The sequence below is a fragment of the Limimonas halophila genome, assembly GCF_900100655.1.
Taxonomy (GTDB): domain Bacteria; phylum Pseudomonadota; class Alphaproteobacteria; order Kiloniellales; family Rhodovibrionaceae; genus Limimonas; species Limimonas halophila.
Genome location: NZ_FNCE01000002.1, coordinates 492,771 through 509,423, shown reverse-complemented (window position 1 = coordinate 509,423; position 16,653 = coordinate 492,771). Strand labels below are relative to the sequence as shown.

Below are 16,653 nucleotides of genomic sequence, written 5' to 3'. Positions count from 1 at the left end.
CGCGCCGCACCCGGACAGCGCACCCGGATCAGCGTCCCGCATCAGCGCACAGGGAGACGGTCATGCAGCTCGCCTTCACCAGCCGGCAGCTTCCCGCCAGCGGCGCGCTCGTCGTGGGCGTGCTCGCGGACACCACCCTGACGGACGCAGCGCGCGAGGCCGACACGGCGAGCGGCGGCGCGGTGACGCGCGCGCTCGACGCGGCCGGGCGCTTTCAGGGCAAGGCGCGGCAATTCCAGGAAATCCTGGCGCCGACGGACCAACTCACGCGCATCGTGCTCATGGGGCTCGGCAGCGCCGGCGAGCTGGACGAACAGGCGTGGGAGAAGCTCGGCGGCGAGCTGTGCGCCAAGCTCAACGCCCTGGGCGAGGCGACGGCGACGGTGATGCTCGACTCCGTCCCCGGCGCGCCGGTCGGTCCGGGCGACGCGGCGGCGCTGCTGGCCCACGGCGCGCGCCTGCGAAGCTACCGCTTCGACCGCTACAAGACGCGCGAGACGGCGGCGGACAAGCCCACGCTCGATCGCCTGAGCCTTGCGCTGGACGATCCGGACCACGCCCGCGGCCGTCACGAAACGCTGGACCGGGTCGCCGACGGCGTCTTCGAGACGCGCGACCTCGTCTCCGAGCCCGCGAACGTCCTCTCACCCGAGCAGCTCGCGGAGCAGTGCCGGCATCTCGCCGAGCTCGGCGTCGAGGTGGACGTTCTCGACGGCAAGCAGATGAAAAAGCTCGGCATGGGCGCGCTGCTCGCCGTGGCTCAGGGCTCCGAGCGCGAGCCGCGCCTGGTGGTGATGCGCTGGAACGGCGCCGGCGGCACGGAGACGCCGCTCGCCATCGTGGGCAAGGGCGTCTGCTTCGACAGCGGCGGCATCTCCATCAAGCCCGCGGGCGGCATGGAGGACATGAAGTGGGACATGGGCGGCGCCGGCGTCACCATCGGCGCGATGAAGGCGCTCGCCGGCCGCAAGGCCGCCGTCAACGTGGTCGGCGTTGTCGGGCTGGTGGAGAACATGCCCTCCGGCGGCGCCTACCGGCCGGGCGACGTGCTCACCTCGATGTCCGGGCAAACGGTGGAGGTCATCAACACCGACGCCGAGGGCCGGCTCGTGCTGGCCGATGCGCTCTGGTACACGCAGGAGACTTACAAGCCGACCACGATCGTGAACCTCGCCACGCTCACCGGCGGCATCATCGTCGCGCTGGGCAAGGTCACGGCCGGGCTGTTCAGCAATGACGACGAACTGGCCCGCCAGCTCCACGCCGCGGGCGAGCGCGCGGACGAGCCGGTCTGGCGTCTGCCGCTGGGCGAGAGCTACGACCAGGACATCAACTCCGACATCGCCGACATGAAGAACACCGGCGACGGCCGCAACGCCAGCTCCATCGCCGCGGCGCAGTTCCTGCAGCGCTACATCCAGGCGGACGTGCGCTGGGCGCACCTGGACATCGCGGGCGTCACCTGGACGGCCAAGCCGTCGGCCGTGGTCCCCAAGGGCGGCACCGGCTTCGGCGTGCGCCTGCTGGACCACTTCGTCGCCCGGACCTTCGCGTGACGCCCCTGGCCCACGTCGCGGAGCCCGCCATGCTGGCCGGTGGCCCGTCATGACGGAGGTGCGCTTCTACCACCTCACGCGCACGACGCTGGAGGCGGCGCTTCCCCAGCTCGTGCGCAAGGTGCTCGAACGCGACATGCGCGCGGTCATCATGGCGGGCACGAACGACCGCGTGGAGGCGCTGACCGAGCTGCTGTGGGCGTTCGATCAGGCATCCTTCCTGCCGCACGGCTCGCGCAAGGACGGCTACCCCGAGCACCAGCCGGTCTACCTGACCAACGAGGATACCAACCCCAACGGCGCCAGCGTGCTCTTCCTGGTCGACGGCATGGCCACGGAGCAGCCGGAAACTTTCCAGATCGTCGCCGAGCTGTTCGACGGCGGCGACGAGGACGCCGTGGCGACAGCGCGCCAGCGCTGGAAGCAGTACAAGCGCCAGGGCTTCACGCTCACCTACTGGCAGCAGGATCAGCAGGGGCGCTGGCACAAGGGGGCGTAAGGGCGGCTGTCACGTAGCGCGCCGGATTTCCGGTTGGAAAACGGGGCGCGGCGTGATCCCGTTCCCCGCCGGGACGTAGGCAACGGAGAGACGGATGGCCGACCGGATCGACGCGGTCACGATCGTCGGGGGCGGCATCGCCGGCTGGCTGAGCGCCGTGATGCTGGACCGCTTCCTCAACACCGGCAGCGACGCGCCGGTGCGGATCACGGTGATCGAATCGCCGTCGCCGGACGCGCCCATGGCCGGGGAGGCGACGCTCCCCTCGCTGCCGAACCTGCTGCGCCAGCTCGGGATATCCGAAAGCGAGGTGTTCCGGCGCTGCCACGCCACCTTCAAGCTCGGCGTGCGCTATACGGGCTGGGACACGGACCACCGGGGCAAGCCGCTGCGCTACCTCGTGGCGCACACGGCGGAGCCGCTGTGCGCCGGCCGGCCGGCGGCGCTCTACCACCTGGCCTTCGGCGGCGGCGGCCCGGACTTCGCCCAGGCCGCGCTGCCCGCGAGCGCGCTCATCGGCATGAGCCGCGGCCCGCGCACGCCCGCCGACGGCGAATACGGCGCGCGCGCCGGCTACGGCTACCACCTGGACCCCGAGGCCTTCGCGCACCTGCTCTGGGAAACGGCCGTCCAGCGCGGCATCGAACACGTCCTCGCCGATGTCGCCGAGGTGGAGCGCGATGACGCCGGCAACGCGGCGGCGCTCCGCCTGGCCGACGGCGGGGCGGTGCCGGTTCAGCTCGTCTTCGACACCACCGGCCGCATCCACCGGGAACTCGGCGGCGCCGAGGTCGAGGCGGCGCCCACGCCGAACGACCGCGTGATCGCCGCGCGCATGCCCGCGCCGCGCGGCGCCAAGAAGCGCCCGAGCATGGACGTCACCGCCTTGAGCGCCGGCTGGGCGTGGGATTTCCCGCTGCGCAACCGCATCGGGGCGGGCTACGTCTTTTCCGCGCAGCACCTGAGCGACGAGCAGGCGCGCGACGAGCTGCTGGCGCTTCTGGGACGCGGTGCGTCCGAGGCGGGCGTGCAGGTGCGGACGCTGCCGGCGCGCTTCGGCTGGCTGCGCCGGCGCTGGGTGGGCAACTGCATCGCCCTGGGGCCGGCCGCCGCCGCGCACGAGCCGCTGGAGGCCACGGCCGTCGCCGGGATCAACCGGGCCGTGCGCTGGCTGATGTATTACTGGCCCGACCGCGGCGATCCGGGCGCGCTGCGCGAGCGCTACAACGGCCTCATGCGGCAGCTCGACCAGGAGATCGCGGACTACACGGCCACCCACTACCGCCTGTCCAACCGCGCGGACACCGCCTACTGGCAGGCTGTCAGCGGTCGGGTGCCGGTGTCGGCCGCGCACCGCGCGAACCTGGACCTCTGGCAGACCTCGCTGCCGGGCAAGGACGACGTCACGCGCAACGCGCTGTTCCAGGCGGGCACCTACACGATGATGCTCTTCGGCAAGGGCTTCTATCGCGGCCGGGCGCTGCCGAAGAGCCGGGATCTCGCGGAGCGCGACTGGGCCGAGCACCGCCGCAAGGTGGAGGCCGCGAAGGCGCAGATGGGCCGCAACCTGCCGGATCACGACGCCCTGCTCGCGGCCACGCGGGGAGACCGGGGCCAGCAGGTGGCGGGCCTGACCACGCTGGCGGGCGAACAGCCGGCCATGCCGTAGGGACGCGGCCGGAACCGGCGGCGCAAAACGAGGACGGGGCGATGACGGAACCGATCCGGGACATCACGATCGTCGGCGGCGGCACGGCCGGCTGGCTGGCCGCCGCGATGCTCAACCGCTACCTGAACCGGAACGCGAGCGCGCCCGTCCGCGTGTCCCTGATCGAATCCGGCAAGCTGCCGCCGATCGGCGTGGGCGAGGCGACGGTGCCGCCCATGCGCCAGGTGCTGCACGACCTGGGCGTGGACGAGAACGAGTTCTTCAAGCGCTGCAACGCCACGATCAAGCTGGGCGTGCGCTTCACCAACTGGGACGTGGACGACGAGGGCCGGCCGGTCGAATACCTCAACTCCCTGACCGAGGGGCCGGTGGTGAACGGCCACAACCCCGGCGCGCCCTTCATGGCCTTCGCGCCGGAATCATGGGACTTCCCGCGCACCGTGCTGCCCACGGACCACCTGATCGACCAGGGCCGCGCGCCGCGCGGGATCGGCGACCCGCAGTACGACGCCAAGCTGGGCTACGCCTACCACTTCGAGGCCGGGCTGTTCGCCGAGTTCATGCGCGACCACGCGACCGGCCAGGGCGTCCACCACATCATCGACGACGTCGAGCACGTCGAGATGGGCTCGGACGGCAACGTGGCCGCGCTGCACCTCTCGGAAAACGGGCGCCGGCCGGTGCAGCTCGTCATCGACTGCACGGGCTTCAAAGGCCTCATCATCAACAAAGCGATGGGCGAGCCCTTCGAGCCCTACAGCGACACGATGATGAACGACCGCGCGGTCGTGGGGCAGATCCCGCGCGGCGCCGAGGACACCATCTATCCCTACACCGGCGCCTGGGCGCTGAGTTCCGGGTGGGTGTGGCGCATCCCGCTGTATTCCCGCATCAGCTCGGGCTACGTCTTCTCCTCCGCCCACCTCAGCGACGACGAGGCGCGCGCCGAGCTGCTGAACCACTGGGGCGTGGACGAGGAAACCTTCCAGCCGCGCGTGGTGCCCATGCGCGTGGGCAAGACGCGCCGGACCTGGGTGAACAACTGCGTCTCCATCGGCCTGGCGAGCGGCTTCATCGAGCCGCTGGAATCCACCGGCATCTACATGACCGACCGGGCCATCCGCTTCCTGATCGACTACTTCCCCGACCAGGGCTACGACCAGCGCCTTCAGGACCGCTACAACGAACTGATGGGGCAGGTCTTCGACGAGGTGCGCGACTTCATCGTGCTGCACTACTACCAGTCGAACCGCGACGACACGCCCTACTGGCGCGCGGCCCGCCACGAGACGGCCGTGCCGCAGAGCCTGCTGGACAACCTGGAGGTCTGGAAGCGCGCGATGCCGTCGCCGCTGGACCTGCCGGAGCACCGGCTGTTCTCGGCGTGGACGTACCAGCACGTCCTCTTCGGGAAAGGGTTTTACAAGGGCGCGAACGTGGCCGAGAGTCGGCACGTTTCGCGCGCCGACTGGGAGCACTTCCGCCAGATCGTCGAGAACGCCAAGACCCAGCTCGCGCAGAACCTGCCCGATCAGCGCGCCTTCCTCGCCAGCCTGCGCGGGTCCAACACGTCCGCCGGCGAACCCGACGCCGCGCGCCGGGTGAGCGCGGACGTCACCACCTGATCCCACGAGACCGCCGACACCGGAGCCTCCGTTCCATGCTCGATCCCAAGTGGCTGAGCCAGCAGGTCGCGGCCTGCGGCCAGATCGACCGCAACGAAATCGTCGACGCGCGCCAGCGCGGCTTCGTCGCCATCGTCAACAACCGCCCGGACGGCGAGGGCGGGCCGACCCAGCCCGATGCCACCAGCAACAAGGCGCTCGCCGGCCAGCACGGGCTCAGCTACCACCATCTGCCGCTGGCGACGGTGCAGGACCTAACGCCCGAGCTGATCGACCAGATGGCCGATGCGCTCGCCAACGCCGACGGAACAGTGCTGGTCCACTGCAAGACCGGCGGGCGCTCGGCGTTGCTGTGGGCGCTGGTGCAGGTGCGCCACCACGGCCGCAAAATCGAGGACGTGCTGAACGACACGGAAAAGGCCGGCTTCGAGCTGGGCGGCACGCGCCCGTTGCTGGAGAAGTTCGCCGCCGCGTGAGCCGTGGTCAGGCCGAGCCGGCCTCCAGCGCTTCCTGTGCCTCCAGCCAGGACTCCTCGGCGTTTGCCAGGCTGTCCTGCACCTCGGCGAGCTGCTTCTGAAGCGCGCTGATGTCGGCGGTGGGATCCTCGTAGATGCCCGGATCGGCGAGGCGCGCTTCCAGCTTCTCCTTCTCGGCCGTCAGCCGCTCCACCTCGCGCTCGGCCGCTTTCACGCGCTTGCGCAGCTCGGCGTTGGCCGCGCGCCGGTCGGCGGCCTGCTTGCGCTTGTCCTTCTTGCTGGCCGAGCCGGCGGCCGGTTTCTCCGCTTCGCCCCGACGGTCGGCGCGCCCGCGCTCCAGGATGAACTGGCGGTAGGCCGCGAGGTCGCCGTCAAAGGCGCGCACCGAGCCGTCGCCCACCAGCCACAGCCGGTCGGCCACGAGGTCGAGCAGGTGCGGGTCGTGGGAGATCAGCACCACCGCGCCCTGGTAGGCGTTCAGCGCCTCCACCAGGGCGTCGCGCGCCTCGATGTCCAGGTGGTTGGTGGGCTCGTCCAGGATCAGGAGCTGCGGCGCATCGCGCGTGATGAGCGCGAACAGCAGCCGCGCCTTCTCCCCGCCGGAGAGCTTGCGCACCGCCTGATCCGCCATCTCCCCGGTGAAGCCGAAGCGGCCCAGGTGGCTGCGCAGCTGCGTCGGGCTCGCGCCCGGCATGAGCGCCGCCATGTGGCTGAGCGGCGTGCCGTCCAGCTCCAGCTCGTCGGCCTGGTCCTGCGAGAAGTAGCCCACGCGCAGGTCGGGATGGCGCGTCACCGTGCCCGAGAGCCCGTCCAGCCGCCCGGCCAGCAGCCGCGCGAAGGTCGTCTTGCCGTTGCCGTTCATGCCCAGCAGGGCGATGCGGTCGTCCTGGTCGACGCGCTGGTTGAGCTGGGTGAGCACGGGCTTGGCCGGGTCGTAGCCGACGGCGACGCCGTCCAGCGCGATCAGCGGCGGCGGAAGCTGCGCCGGCTCCGGGAACTCGAAGCGCGTCGCCTTCTGCGACAGCACCGGCGCCATGGGCTCCATCTTTTCCAGCTTCTTCAGGCGCGACTGCGCCTGGCTGGCGCGGTTGGCGTTGGCGCGGAAGCGGTTCACGAACGCCATGATGCGCTGGCGTTCCTTTTCCTGCTCCTCGGCCATGTGCTGGAGGCGTTCCAGGCGCTCGCGCCGCGTGCGCTCGAAGCGGTCGTAGCCGCCCTGGTAGAGCGTGAGCGCGCCGCCTTCCAGGTGCGCGATCTTGTGCGGCACGCTGTTGAGCAGCTCGCGGTCGTGGCTGACCAGCACCAGCGTGCCCGACCAGGACTTGAGGTAGTTTTCCAGCCAGATCGCCGATTCCAGGTCCAGGTGGTTGGTCGGCTCGTCCAGCAGCAGGATGTCCGGCTCGGAGAACAGCAGCGCCGCCAGCGCGACGCGCATGCGCCAGCCGCCCGAAAACGCCGAGCACGGGCGCTGTTGCGCCGCTTCGCTGAAGCCCAGCCCCGCCAGCAGCCGCGCCGCCCGGCCGGGTGCGGCGTGCGCGCCGATGTCGTTCAGGCGCGTGTGGATCTCCGCGATGCGCTCGGGGTCGGTGGCCGTCTCCGCCTCGGCCAGCAGGTGCGCGCGCTCGGTGTCGGCGGCCAGCACGGTGTCGATCAGGCTCCGCTCGCCGCCCGGCGCTTCCTGGCGCAGATAGCCCATCCGCGCGCCGCCGCCGATCTCGACGCCGCCGCCGTCGGCTTGCAGGTCGCCCGCGATCAGGCGCAGCAGCGTCGACTTGCCGGTGCCGTTGCGCCCGACGAGGCCGACGTGCTCGCCGCTCTGGATGGTCGCCGTCGCGCCCTGGAACAGGGTGCGGCCTTCGACACGGTAGGTGAGGTCGCGAATGGTCAGCATGGCGCGCGGGGATGTAGCACGCTGGCTGCACGGGCGGAAACCGGGGTGCGCTTGTCGCTGCGCGGGTGCGCGGCTATAACCCCGGCGGCTTTGCGGGCGCGGGCCGAAGCCGCGCCCGCCGATCGACCCCTTGATGGGACCCGTCCCGAACCCAACCGGAAAGGAGGCCGCGGCAGATGGCCGTCGAGCGCACGCTGTCCATCATCAAGCCGGACGCGACCGAGCGGAACATCACCGGCAAGATCAACCAGCGCTTCGAGGATGCGGGCCTGCGCATCGTGGCGCAGCGCCGCACGCGCCTGACGCGCGAGCAGGCGGAGGCGTTCTACGCCGTCCACAAGGAGCGCTCCTTCTTCGACTCCCTGGTCGGCTTCATGACCTCCGGCCCCATCGTCGTCCAGGTCCTGGAAGGCGAGAACGCCATCGAGAAGAACCGCGAGATCATGGGCGCCACCAACCCCAAGGAAGCCGCCGAGGGCACGATCCGCGCGGACTTCGCCTACGACATCGAGAAGAACTCCGTCCACGGCTCCGACAGCCCCGAGACGGCCGCCGCCGAGGTGAAGTTCTTCTTCGCCGACGTCGACATCGTAAAGTGAGCGCACTTTAAAAGTGAGCGCACTTTAGCGGTCAGTTGGCAACGGGGGTGGCTGGACACCGGCGTTGCGCCCGGTGACCACACCCTCGTTTCCAATGGATGGGCGCGATTTCTCGCGTCCAGACGAGTACGTCCTGTGTTTCGCGCCCGGCTTTACGCTGTGCTGCGGCATTCTCCCGCCCTCGTTGCAAGACCCCGATCTTGCAAGCCAGCCGCCCCTCCCGTGTTGACCCCGATACCCCGTCTTGGGGTAACGCCATGGCGTTCAGTCCGGAAAAGACTTAATCCGCCATTCCCGGCGCGTCGACGGGGCGCTACGCGGGAGGTTCAACAAATGCGCAGCGGGCGTTCAGCCACGCGGCGAACTCCCGCCAACCCGCCGTCGAGGGTACGTTATGGCCGGAGCTATCCGCTCAGAACCGCGAACGGATGCGATCCAACTGGCCCCAGTTGGTTAGGTGAGGAAGATGAACATCAGCGCCAGCACGATCGCGATGGCGGCACTGGAATAGGCGAGCAGCTTCATCACGCCGCCGAACGTGGTCTTGCGCTCGCGCTCCAGCTCCTTGAACTCCGTCGTCTCCGATGCCATCGGCCCGTGCTCCGTGTTCTCGTTGGCCCTGTTCGGATCGGTCATGGTGATCACCCGCCGTCCGTGCGCTGCGGCAACGCATAGCCCGCGTCCGGCAGGGTGGGCAAGGGTCAAACACCGGGATTGTAGAGAACGCCGTCCGGCACTGTCCGGTCCGCGATCTCGACGCCGTGGCCGATCACGCGCACCTTGCCGGCGGCCATCTGTGCCAGGCAGTGCGGATACAGCCGGTGCTCGGCGGCGCGCACGCGCGCGCCCAGGGTGTCCGGCGTGTCGCCGGGATGCACCGGCACCGCGGCCTGACCGACGATGGGGCCGCCGTCCACGGCCTCGCTGACGAGGTGCACCGTGCAGCCGGTGATCGTCACGCCCGCCGCCAGGGCCTGCCGGTGCGTGTCCGTGCCGGGGAAGGCGGGCAGCAGCGAGGGGTGGATGTTGAGGACACGGTTCGCCCACTGATCCACGAACTCGGCCGTGAGCACGCGCATGAAGCCGGCGAGGCAGACCAGCTCGACCCCGGCACTCGTCAGGGAGTCCGTCAGCGCCGCCTCGAAGCCGGGGCGGCCGGCGAAGCGCGTGTGGTCGATCACCTCGGTCGCGATGCCGTGGTCCTCGGCATAATCCAGGCCCGGCGCGTCGGGCCGGTTCGAGATCACGTGGGCGATCTCGGCCGGGTAGGCGGGATCCCGCGCGGCTTCGATCAGGGCCTTGAGGTTGCTGCCGCGCCCCGAGATGAGGACGCCGACCTTCACGCGCGCCATGCGGCCTCCAGGTTCGCGGTCTGAACGCGGGCGGCGTCCGCGTCGCGGCGAACGACGGTGCCGATGCTGTGCACGGTCTCGCCCGCCTGCTGCAGCGCGGCCGTCACGGCGTCGGCGGCGTCCGGGCGCACGCACAGCGTGAAGCCGATGCCGCAGTTGAAGGTGCGCAGCATTTCCGTGGCCTCGATGCCGCCCGCCTCGCGCAGCCACGCCATCACGGGCGGCAGGGGCCACGCGGCGGCGTCCAGGTCCACGCCCAGGCCGTCCGGCAGCATGCGCGCCGCGTTTTCGGGCAGCCCGCCGCCGGTGATGTGGGCCATCGCGCGCACGCCGCCCGCGCGCAGCGCCGCCAGCACGGACGGCACGTAGATGCGCGTCGGCGTCATCAGCGCGTCGCCGAGCGCCCGGTCCGCCGCGAAGGGGGCGGGCGCGTCGAGGGCCGCGCCGGTGTCGGCCACGACCTTGCGCACCAGGGAGAAGCCGTTGGCGTGCACGCCGTCCGCCGCGAGGCCGAGCACCACGTCGCCCTCGTGCGCCGCATCCCCAGTCACCAGCTCGCTGCGCTCGGCGGCGCCGACGGCGAAGCCCGCGAGGTCGTAGTCGCCGGCCGCGTAGACGCCCGGCATCTCCGCGGTTTCCCCGCCGATGAGCGCGCAGCCCGCCGTGCGGCAGCCGGCGGCGATGCCGTCGACGACGGCGCGGCCAGTTTCCAGCTCCAACTTCCCGGCGGCGTAGTAGTCGAGGAAAAAGAGGGGCTGCGCGCCCTGGACCACGAGGTCGTTGACGCACATGGCCACGAGGTCCACGCCGATGCTGTCGTGGCGCTCGGTCGCGCCGGCCAGCTTCAGCTTCGTGCCCACACCGTCGGTGGCCGCAACCAGGATGGGGTCCGTGAAGCCCGCCGCCTTGGGGTCGAAGAGCGCACCGAAGCTGCCCAGGCCGGTCATCGTCCCGGGGCGCTGCGTGCTCGCAGCAAGCGGCTTGATCGCGTCCACCAGCGCGTTGCCGGCGTCGATGTCCACGCCGGCGTCCTTGTAGCTCGGGCCGCTCATCCCGGCGCGTCCCTTTCAGTGTGTTGGGCGGGTGATCGATGTCCCGGCATCGGCGGCCGTCTTCGCCCCGGCCTTGAGTGGCGGGGCGAGAGCAGCGACGATGGCGCGCCTGCCGACTGCGGCGGGACGATACTGCTTGCGGGACACGATGCAATGCCGCGCCTGGGCACCTGGCTCAGCACGATGATCGCCGTGGCGGTGCTCGCCGCCGTGGCCGGACCGGCACTGGCCGCCGGCGACGTCTACACCGTCGAGACGGTGAAGGTGGACGTGCGCGCGGAATCCGCGGCCAAGGCCCGCCAGCAGGCGCTGGCGAAGGCCCACCGCACGGCCTTCGACCGCCTGATGCGGCGGATCGTGCCGCACGACCGCCTGAGCGCGCTCCCCCAGGTGTCGCAGGATCGCCTGAACGGGCTGGTCAGCAGCTTCGAAATCAACACCTCCCAGACGTCGGACGTGCGCTATATCGGCGAGCTGACGTTCAGCTTCCAGCGCGCGGCCGTTCGGAGCTTCCTGCGGGACAATCAGGTTCCCTTCGCCGAGACGCGCAGCCAGCCCACCGTGGTGCTGGCGCTGTTCGGCTCGCGCTCGGATTCGGTGCTTTGGGCCGATCCCAACCCGTGGCGTCAGGCGTGGGTGCGGCGGCCGAACGACACCGGCCTCGTTCCCTTCGCCGTGCCGCTGGGCGATCTGGGCGACATCCAGGCCATTTCCGCCGAGGAGGCGTTGACCCACGCGGGTGAGCCCGTGCGCGCGATCGCCGAGCGTTACGACGCCGCCAAGACGCTGGTCACGCGCGCCGTGATCGCGGGCGAGCCCGAGGCCGGCACGGCGGCGGTGCGCACCGCCAACACCCTGATTCCGGGCGACGGGCGGCCCGAGAGCTTCGCCTTCACCGTAAACCAGCGCGAGGGCGAATCGCGCGAGGCCCTGTTCGACCGCGCCGCCGACCGTGTGGCGCGACGCGTTCAGGACCGCTGGAAGCGCGCCAACCTCCTCCAATTCGACCAGCGCCGCACCACCTCTGTCCATGTGCCGTTGAGCGGCCTCGACGACTGGGTGCGGGTGCGCCGCCGGCTCGCGGACGTGCCCGTGGTCGCGCGGGTTCAGGTGGAAAGGATGGCCCGAACCGGGGCAGACGTACGCTTGGTGTACTTCGGCGACCGGGACCAACTCGGCGTGGCGTTGAGCCAGAACGGCCTGCAACTGACGCCGGCCGCCGAAACAGACGGGCTGTCCGTGCTGCGGCCGGCGGGCGCGGTCGCCGAGCCCGCGATCGGGGACGGCACGCCCGCCGCCGGGGGCTGAGGCGCATGCCGCGGCGCGCCGCCCTGCCCATGGTGTTGACGTTCGCGCGTGTGCTCGCTGTTCCTGTGATGGTGTACGTTCTCCTTGTGGGGATGTACGCCCATGCGTTCTGGGTCTTCGTGGCCGCCGGGCTGTCGGACGCGCTGGACGGCATCCTGGCCAAACGGCTGAACGCGGCCTCGCGGCTGGGGGCCTTCCTCGACCCGATCGCGGACAAGGGCCTGATGGTCGCGGTCTACGTCACGCTCGGCCACACCGGGGCGATCCCGCTGTGGCTGGTGATCCTCGTGGTGTTCCGGGACGTCCTGATCGTGCTGGGGGCCGCCGTGTACCACGCGCTGACGCACAGCCTGACCATGGAACCGCTGCCGATCAGCAAGCTCAACACGGGCGCGCAGATCGTGTTCGCGGGGCTGGTGCTGGCGCAGCTCGGCCCCGGCATCGGCGTGCCGGTCGTCACCGAAACGATGCTCTACGTGGTCGCGGCCACCACCGTCGCCTCCGGGGCCGCGTACGTGTGGGGGTGGAGCCGCCGGGTCCTGGCGCATGAGCACGAGGAGGCCGGATGACCCCGCCGCGCCAGCTCATCTGGGTCGGCGCCGCGCTGCTTTTCTTCTTCGCCCTGATCTGGGCGTTTCAAAGCATCCTGCCGCCCTTCGTCATCGGCATGGCGGTGGCCTACTTCCTGGACCCGGTGTGCGACCGGCTGCAGGCCGTCGGGCTGTCGCGCACGCTGGCGACCTCCGTGGTGACGCTGCTCTTCATCGTCCTGGTGGGGCTGGTCCTTGGGCTGATCGTGCCGCTCGTGGCCGGGGAGGTGACGCAGCTCTTCCGTCAGCTGCCGTCCTACTTCGAGCAACTGCGCGCGCGCGTCGTGGAGCTGTCGCAGCTCATGGAGGCGCAGCTCGATCCCTTCGTGCTCGACCAGATCCAGCAGTTCCTCACCGGTTCTCAGGAGCGCCTGACGAAATGGGTCACGGGGATCGTTCGCAATGTCGTCACCGGCGGCTTCGCGCTGTTCCACGTGCTCTCGCTGCTGCTCATCACACCCATTGTCGCCTTCTACCTGCTGCGCGACTGGGATGTGCTGATGGGGGAGGCGGATTCCCTGCTGCCGCCGGCCTATGCCGACACGATCCGGGAACAGCTGCGCGAAGTCGACCGCAAGCTGGCCGGCTTCGTGCGCGGGGTCGGAACCGTGTGCCTGGTGCTGGGCGCCTTCTATGCCATCGGGCTGACGGCCGCCGGGCTGAAGTTCGGGCTCGTGATCGGGCTGGTTTCGGGGCTCATCTCCTTCGTGCCCTTCCTGGGCGCGTTCGTGGGGTTGCTGGCCTCGGTGGGCATGGCGCTGGCGCAGTTCGACAGCTACCTGATGGTGGCGGTGATCGCGGTCATCTACTTCGCGGGGCAGTTCCTGGAAGGCAACGTGCTGCACCCGCTGCTGGTTGGTGAGCGCGTGGGCCTGCACCCGGTGTGGGTCATCTTCGCGGTCATGGCGGGGGGCGTTTTGTTCGGCCTCGTGGGCGTGTTGATTGCCGTGCCGGGCGCGGCCGTGATCGGTGTGGGCGTGCGCTTCGCCGTCCAGCAGTACCGCACCAAGGTGCTGGAGCCCGAGGCCCGCCAGACCCAGCAAGCGGTGGACTCCGAGACGTGAGCGAAAACGGCCGTCAACTGCCGCTGGACCTGCCGCACCGGCCGGCGCTTGGGCGCGCGGATTTCCTGGTCGCGCCGGCGAACGAGGTGGCGGTGGCGTGGCTCGACCGCTGGCCGGAGTGGCCCGGCTCGGTGTTGGTGCTCACCGGCCCGGCGGGCAGCGGCAAGACGCACCTCGCGGCCGTTTGGCAGCGCATGTCCGGCGCCGTGGCGCTGGACGGCGCGGCGCTCGCGGAAGGCACCGCCCCGGCCGAGCTGCTGGGCGACGCGACCGCGGCCGTGCTCGACGACGCTGACGCGCTCTTCACGGCCGGCGACCACGGCGAGCGCCTGGAGCGCCAACTCCTGCACCTGGTCAACCACATGCGTGAGGCGGGCGGCCATCTGCTGATCACAGCCCGCGAGCACCCGAGCCGCTGGCCCGTGGCGCTGCCGGACCTGGCCTCGCGCCTGGCCGCGGCGGCCGTCGCCGACCTGGGCCCGCCGGACGACCAGTTGATCGCCGCCGTGCTGGTGAAGCTGTTCGCGGACCGCCAGCTCAAGGTGCCGCCGGAGGTGGTGCGCTTTCTGCTGCCGCGCATGGAACGCTCCTTCGCCGCGGCCCGGCGCATCGTCGCCGCGCTCGACCATGCCTCCCTGGCGGCCAAGCGCGAGATCACCGTGCCGCTGGCGCGCGACGTCCTGGCCCGTGAAGGGGATGCCACGGGGCACGTCGAGCCGGGTGAGCCCACGTCCGGCTGACCGCGGAGGCGGCACGATTCCGCGATTGACAGACGCACCCGGCTCGCGCTGTTTCATCGGTATGACGGACGAACTCGAACTCAAACTGGCCCTGACGCCGGCGGACGCCGCGCGCGTGCCGCATCTCGGGCTGATCCGCGGGCTGCGCTGCGGCGAGGCGCGATCCCGCCACCTGATCAGCACCTACTACGACACGCCCGATCTGGCGCTGCGCCGCAGCGGCATGGCGCTGCGCATCCGCCACGACGGCGACGGCTACGTGCAGACGCTGAAGGCGCCGGCGGCGGCGAAAGGGAAGCACGGCGGCCTGCAGCACATGCGCGAGGCGGAAACGCGGCTGAGCGAGCCGGTTCCGGATCTTTCGCACCTCGACGCCGATCTGCGCGGCTTTTTCGCGGCGGATGGCGTCGGCGCGGCCCTGCGGCCGGTCTTCACCACGACGATCGAGCGCACCGAAATCCCGCTCGCGGTGCGCGGCGGCACGATCGAGCTGGCGCTCGACCAGGGCGAGGTGGCCGCGAACGGGGCCACGGTGCCGCTCAGCGAGGTCGAGTTCGAGCTCAAGGCCGGGGCGCCGGACGCGCTGCACCAGGCCGCGCGCATGCTGACCGGGCATGTGGACGCGCGCTTGCAGACCCGCAGCAAGGCCGCGCGCGGCTACGACCTCTTCACGGGAGACGTTCCGGCGCCGGTGAAGGCGCCCAAGCCCGCGCTCACGCCCGGCATGACGGTCGCCGAGGCGTTCGAGCGCCATGCCGCCGCCTGCCTGCACCAGATCCGCGCCAACATCGAGGCGGTGGTCGCCGGGGACGACCCCGAGGGCGTGCACAAGCTGCGCGTCGGCCTGCGCCGGCTGCGCGCCATGCTGGACGCCTTCGAGCCCGCCATCGATCCGGGGCGTTACGCCTGGCTGCGGTCCGAACTGCGCTGGTTCCAGCAGGAACTCGGCCCCGCGCGCGAATGGGACGTCTTCATCGCGGAAACCCTGGCGCCGCTGCGCGCGCACGTTTCGGCGAACGGCGCGCTCGACGAGTTCGCGGCCACGGCGGAAACGCTGCGCGGCGAAGCCTATGCACGGGCGCGGGCCGCGGTCGCCACGGGACGGGCGACGGGCACGCTGCTGGCGCTGGAAGCGTGGTTGGGCACCGGCGCGTGGCGGCCGGCCGCACGCGGCAACGACGTCGGGGCGGCGGACGTGACGGCCTACGCGCGCGAAACCCTCGACACGCGCTGGAAGAAGCTGCGCAAGCTGGGCCGGAAGCACGATCGGCTGGACGCGGCCAAGCTGCACCGCTTGCGCATCCGCGGCAAGAAGCTGCGCTATACCGGCGAAGCCTTCGCCTCGCTGTTCCGCGCCAAACACACCGAGCCCTGCCTGAACCGCGTGGAGGCGCTGCAGGAAACGCTGGGCTCGCTCAACGACGCCGCCACCGCCGAACGCCTGCTGGCCGAGGCCCATCCCCGCCTCGCGGCGGCGAGCGAGGACGGGCTCCGCACGGCGGACGCGGCGACGGCGGCGGTGCGCGGCTGGCTTGCGGCCCAGGTGGACCGCGACACGCGCCAACTCGGCGCGGCCTGGGCGGCCGTGGCGGATGCCCCGAAGTTCTGGCGCAAGAAGCCGGCGAAGGCCTGAAGAACCGGATCACCCGGGGCCGTCGTCCGGCTCGGGGTCGGGCAGCTTCTTGGGCTTGTGAAAGCGGGTCAGGTGGCCGCGCCCGGATTCGATCCCGTCCCAGGACTCCAGATCGAAACGCAGCTCGGCGACGGCGCCGGTGGGGTACTTGGCGTGCAGCTCCTGCAGGGCGGCGGCGTTGCCGTCGCCGGCCAGGGCCTCCGCAAGCCGCTCCATCGAGGGATTGTGTCCCACGACGATCAGCTGCTCGACCGCTGCCGGAACGGCGTGAATCGCATCCAGCAGGTCGGTGGCGTCGGCGTCGTAGAGGTCGTCGCGCACCTCCACGGGCGCGTCGTGGTCCAGCTCCGGCGCGATCAGCGCCCAGGTCTGGCGCGCGCGCCGGGCGCTGGAGCACAGCACGCGGTCCGGGGCGGCCCCCATGTCGCGCAGGGTCCGGCCCACGCGCGGGGCTGCGTCCTCGCCGCGCGGCGCGAGCGGGCGTTCGTGATCCGTCAGGGCGGGGTCGTCCCAGGCGGATTTGGCATGGCGAAGGAGATAGAGGGTCTTCACGCTTTGCCCTCCACGGCGCATGTGATCTCGTGGTGAACGCGCGCTCG

16 protein-coding genes are annotated in these 16,653 nt (G+C 71.1%); 11 read left to right on the top strand and 5 right to left on the bottom strand.

Features of this window, described 5'->3' with window-relative positions:
- The first annotated feature begins 62 nt into the window (after positions 1-62).
- The 5 genes from BLQ43_RS05390 to BLQ43_RS05370 all read left to right on the top strand — a co-directional run bounded on the left by BLQ43_RS05390 (position 63) and on the right by BLQ43_RS05370 (position 5,825).
- The gene (locus BLQ43_RS05390; protein WP_090019084.1) at positions 63-1,556 is read left to right on the top strand and encodes a leucyl aminopeptidase; all 1,494 of its coding nucleotides are present in this window, start codon (positions 63-65) and stop codon (positions 1,554-1,556) included.
- A 49-nt stretch (positions 1,557-1,605) separates the two neighbouring features.
- Positions 1,606-2,055, top strand: coding sequence for a DNA polymerase III subunit chi (locus BLQ43_RS05385; RefSeq protein WP_090019083.1), 450 nt, complete (start codon positions 1,606-1,608; stop codon positions 2,053-2,055).
- A gap of 94 nt (positions 2,056-2,149) precedes the next feature.
- Positions 2,150-3,724 (top strand): tryptophan 7-halogenase, encoded by a 1,575-nt coding sequence (locus tag BLQ43_RS05380; protein ID WP_090019082.1) that lies wholly within the window; start codon positions 2,150-2,152, stop codon positions 3,722-3,724.
- 41 nt (positions 3,725-3,765) lie between these two features.
- Positions 3,766-5,349, top strand: a complete 1,584-nt coding sequence (locus BLQ43_RS05375; RefSeq protein ID WP_090019081.1) for a tryptophan halogenase family protein — start codon at positions 3,766-3,768, stop codon at positions 5,347-5,349.
- A gap of 35 nt (positions 5,350-5,384) precedes the next feature.
- Entirely contained in the window at positions 5,385-5,825 is a 441-nt protein-coding gene (locus BLQ43_RS05370; protein WP_090019080.1) for a protein tyrosine phosphatase family protein, read from the top strand.
- Between the two features lie 7 nt (positions 5,826-5,832).
- Here the strand turns inward: BLQ43_RS05370 and BLQ43_RS05365 are convergent, their stop codons facing one another.
- On the bottom strand, positions 5,833-7,716 hold the full coding sequence (locus tag BLQ43_RS05365; protein WP_090019079.1) for an ABC-F family ATP-binding cassette domain-containing protein: 1,884 nt from the start codon (positions 7,714-7,716) through the stop codon (positions 5,833-5,835).
- A 176-nt stretch (positions 7,717-7,892) separates the two neighbouring features.
- Here BLQ43_RS05365 and ndk point away from each other — a divergent pair, with 176 nt between their 5' ends.
- Positions 7,893-8,315, top strand: coding sequence for a nucleoside-diphosphate kinase (gene ndk / locus BLQ43_RS05360; RefSeq protein WP_090019078.1), 423 nt, complete (start codon positions 7,893-7,895; stop codon positions 8,313-8,315).
- A 453-nt stretch (positions 8,316-8,768) separates the two neighbouring features.
- Here ndk and BLQ43_RS05355 read toward each other — a convergent pair whose 3' ends face one another.
- The 3 genes from BLQ43_RS05355 to purM form a co-directional block, all read right to left on the bottom strand.
- Entirely contained in the window at positions 8,769-8,951 is a 183-nt protein-coding gene (locus BLQ43_RS05355; RefSeq protein ID WP_143006165.1) for an aa3-type cytochrome c oxidase subunit IV, read from the bottom strand.
- 65 nt (positions 8,952-9,016) lie between these two features.
- Complete coding sequence (gene purN / locus BLQ43_RS05350) at positions 9,017-9,667, bottom strand: phosphoribosylglycinamide formyltransferase (protein WP_090019076.1); 651 nt, start codon at positions 9,665-9,667, stop codon at positions 9,017-9,019.
- Positions 9,655-10,719 (bottom strand): phosphoribosylformylglycinamidine cyclo-ligase, encoded by a 1,065-nt coding sequence (gene purM, locus BLQ43_RS05345; RefSeq protein WP_090019075.1) that lies wholly within the window; start codon positions 10,717-10,719, stop codon positions 9,655-9,657. The genes purN and purM overlap by 13 nt, the downstream gene beginning before the upstream one ends.
- Positions 10,720-10,872: 153 nt before the next feature.
- Between purM and BLQ43_RS05340 the strand changes: the two genes are divergently transcribed.
- From BLQ43_RS05340 to BLQ43_RS05320, 5 genes are all read left to right on the top strand, one after another.
- Positions 10,873-12,027, top strand: a complete 1,155-nt coding sequence (locus BLQ43_RS05340; RefSeq protein WP_090019074.1) for a DUF2066 domain-containing protein — start codon at positions 10,873-10,875, stop codon at positions 12,025-12,027.
- Between the two features lie 5 nt (positions 12,028-12,032).
- Positions 12,033-12,596, top strand: a complete 564-nt coding sequence (locus BLQ43_RS05335) for a CDP-alcohol phosphatidyltransferase family protein (RefSeq protein WP_090019073.1) — start codon at positions 12,033-12,035, stop codon at positions 12,594-12,596.
- Complete coding sequence (locus BLQ43_RS05330) at positions 12,593-13,681, top strand: AI-2E family transporter (protein ID WP_090019072.1); 1,089 nt, start codon at positions 12,593-12,595, stop codon at positions 13,679-13,681. Before BLQ43_RS05335 ends, BLQ43_RS05330 begins: the two co-directional genes overlap by 4 nt.
- Positions 13,678-14,421: an HdaA/DnaA family protein gene (locus BLQ43_RS05325; RefSeq protein WP_090019071.1), complete on the top strand. Its 744-nt coding sequence runs from the start codon at positions 13,678-13,680 to the stop codon at positions 14,419-14,421. The genes BLQ43_RS05330 and BLQ43_RS05325 overlap by 4 nt, the downstream gene beginning before the upstream one ends.
- Positions 14,422-14,482: 61 nt before the next feature.
- Entirely contained in the window at positions 14,483-16,054 is a 1,572-nt protein-coding gene (locus BLQ43_RS05320; RefSeq protein WP_176758528.1) for a CYTH and CHAD domain-containing protein, read from the top strand.
- A 9-nt stretch (positions 16,055-16,063) separates the two neighbouring features.
- On the opposite strand, the gene BLQ43_RS05315 is transcribed toward BLQ43_RS05320, so the two are convergent.
- Positions 16,064-16,606 carry a SixA phosphatase family protein gene (locus BLQ43_RS05315; RefSeq protein ID WP_090019069.1) on the bottom strand — a complete coding sequence of 181 codons (543 nt, stop codon included), beginning with the start codon at positions 16,604-16,606 and terminating at the stop codon, positions 16,064-16,066.
- Positions 16,607-16,653: the final 47 nt, after the last annotated feature.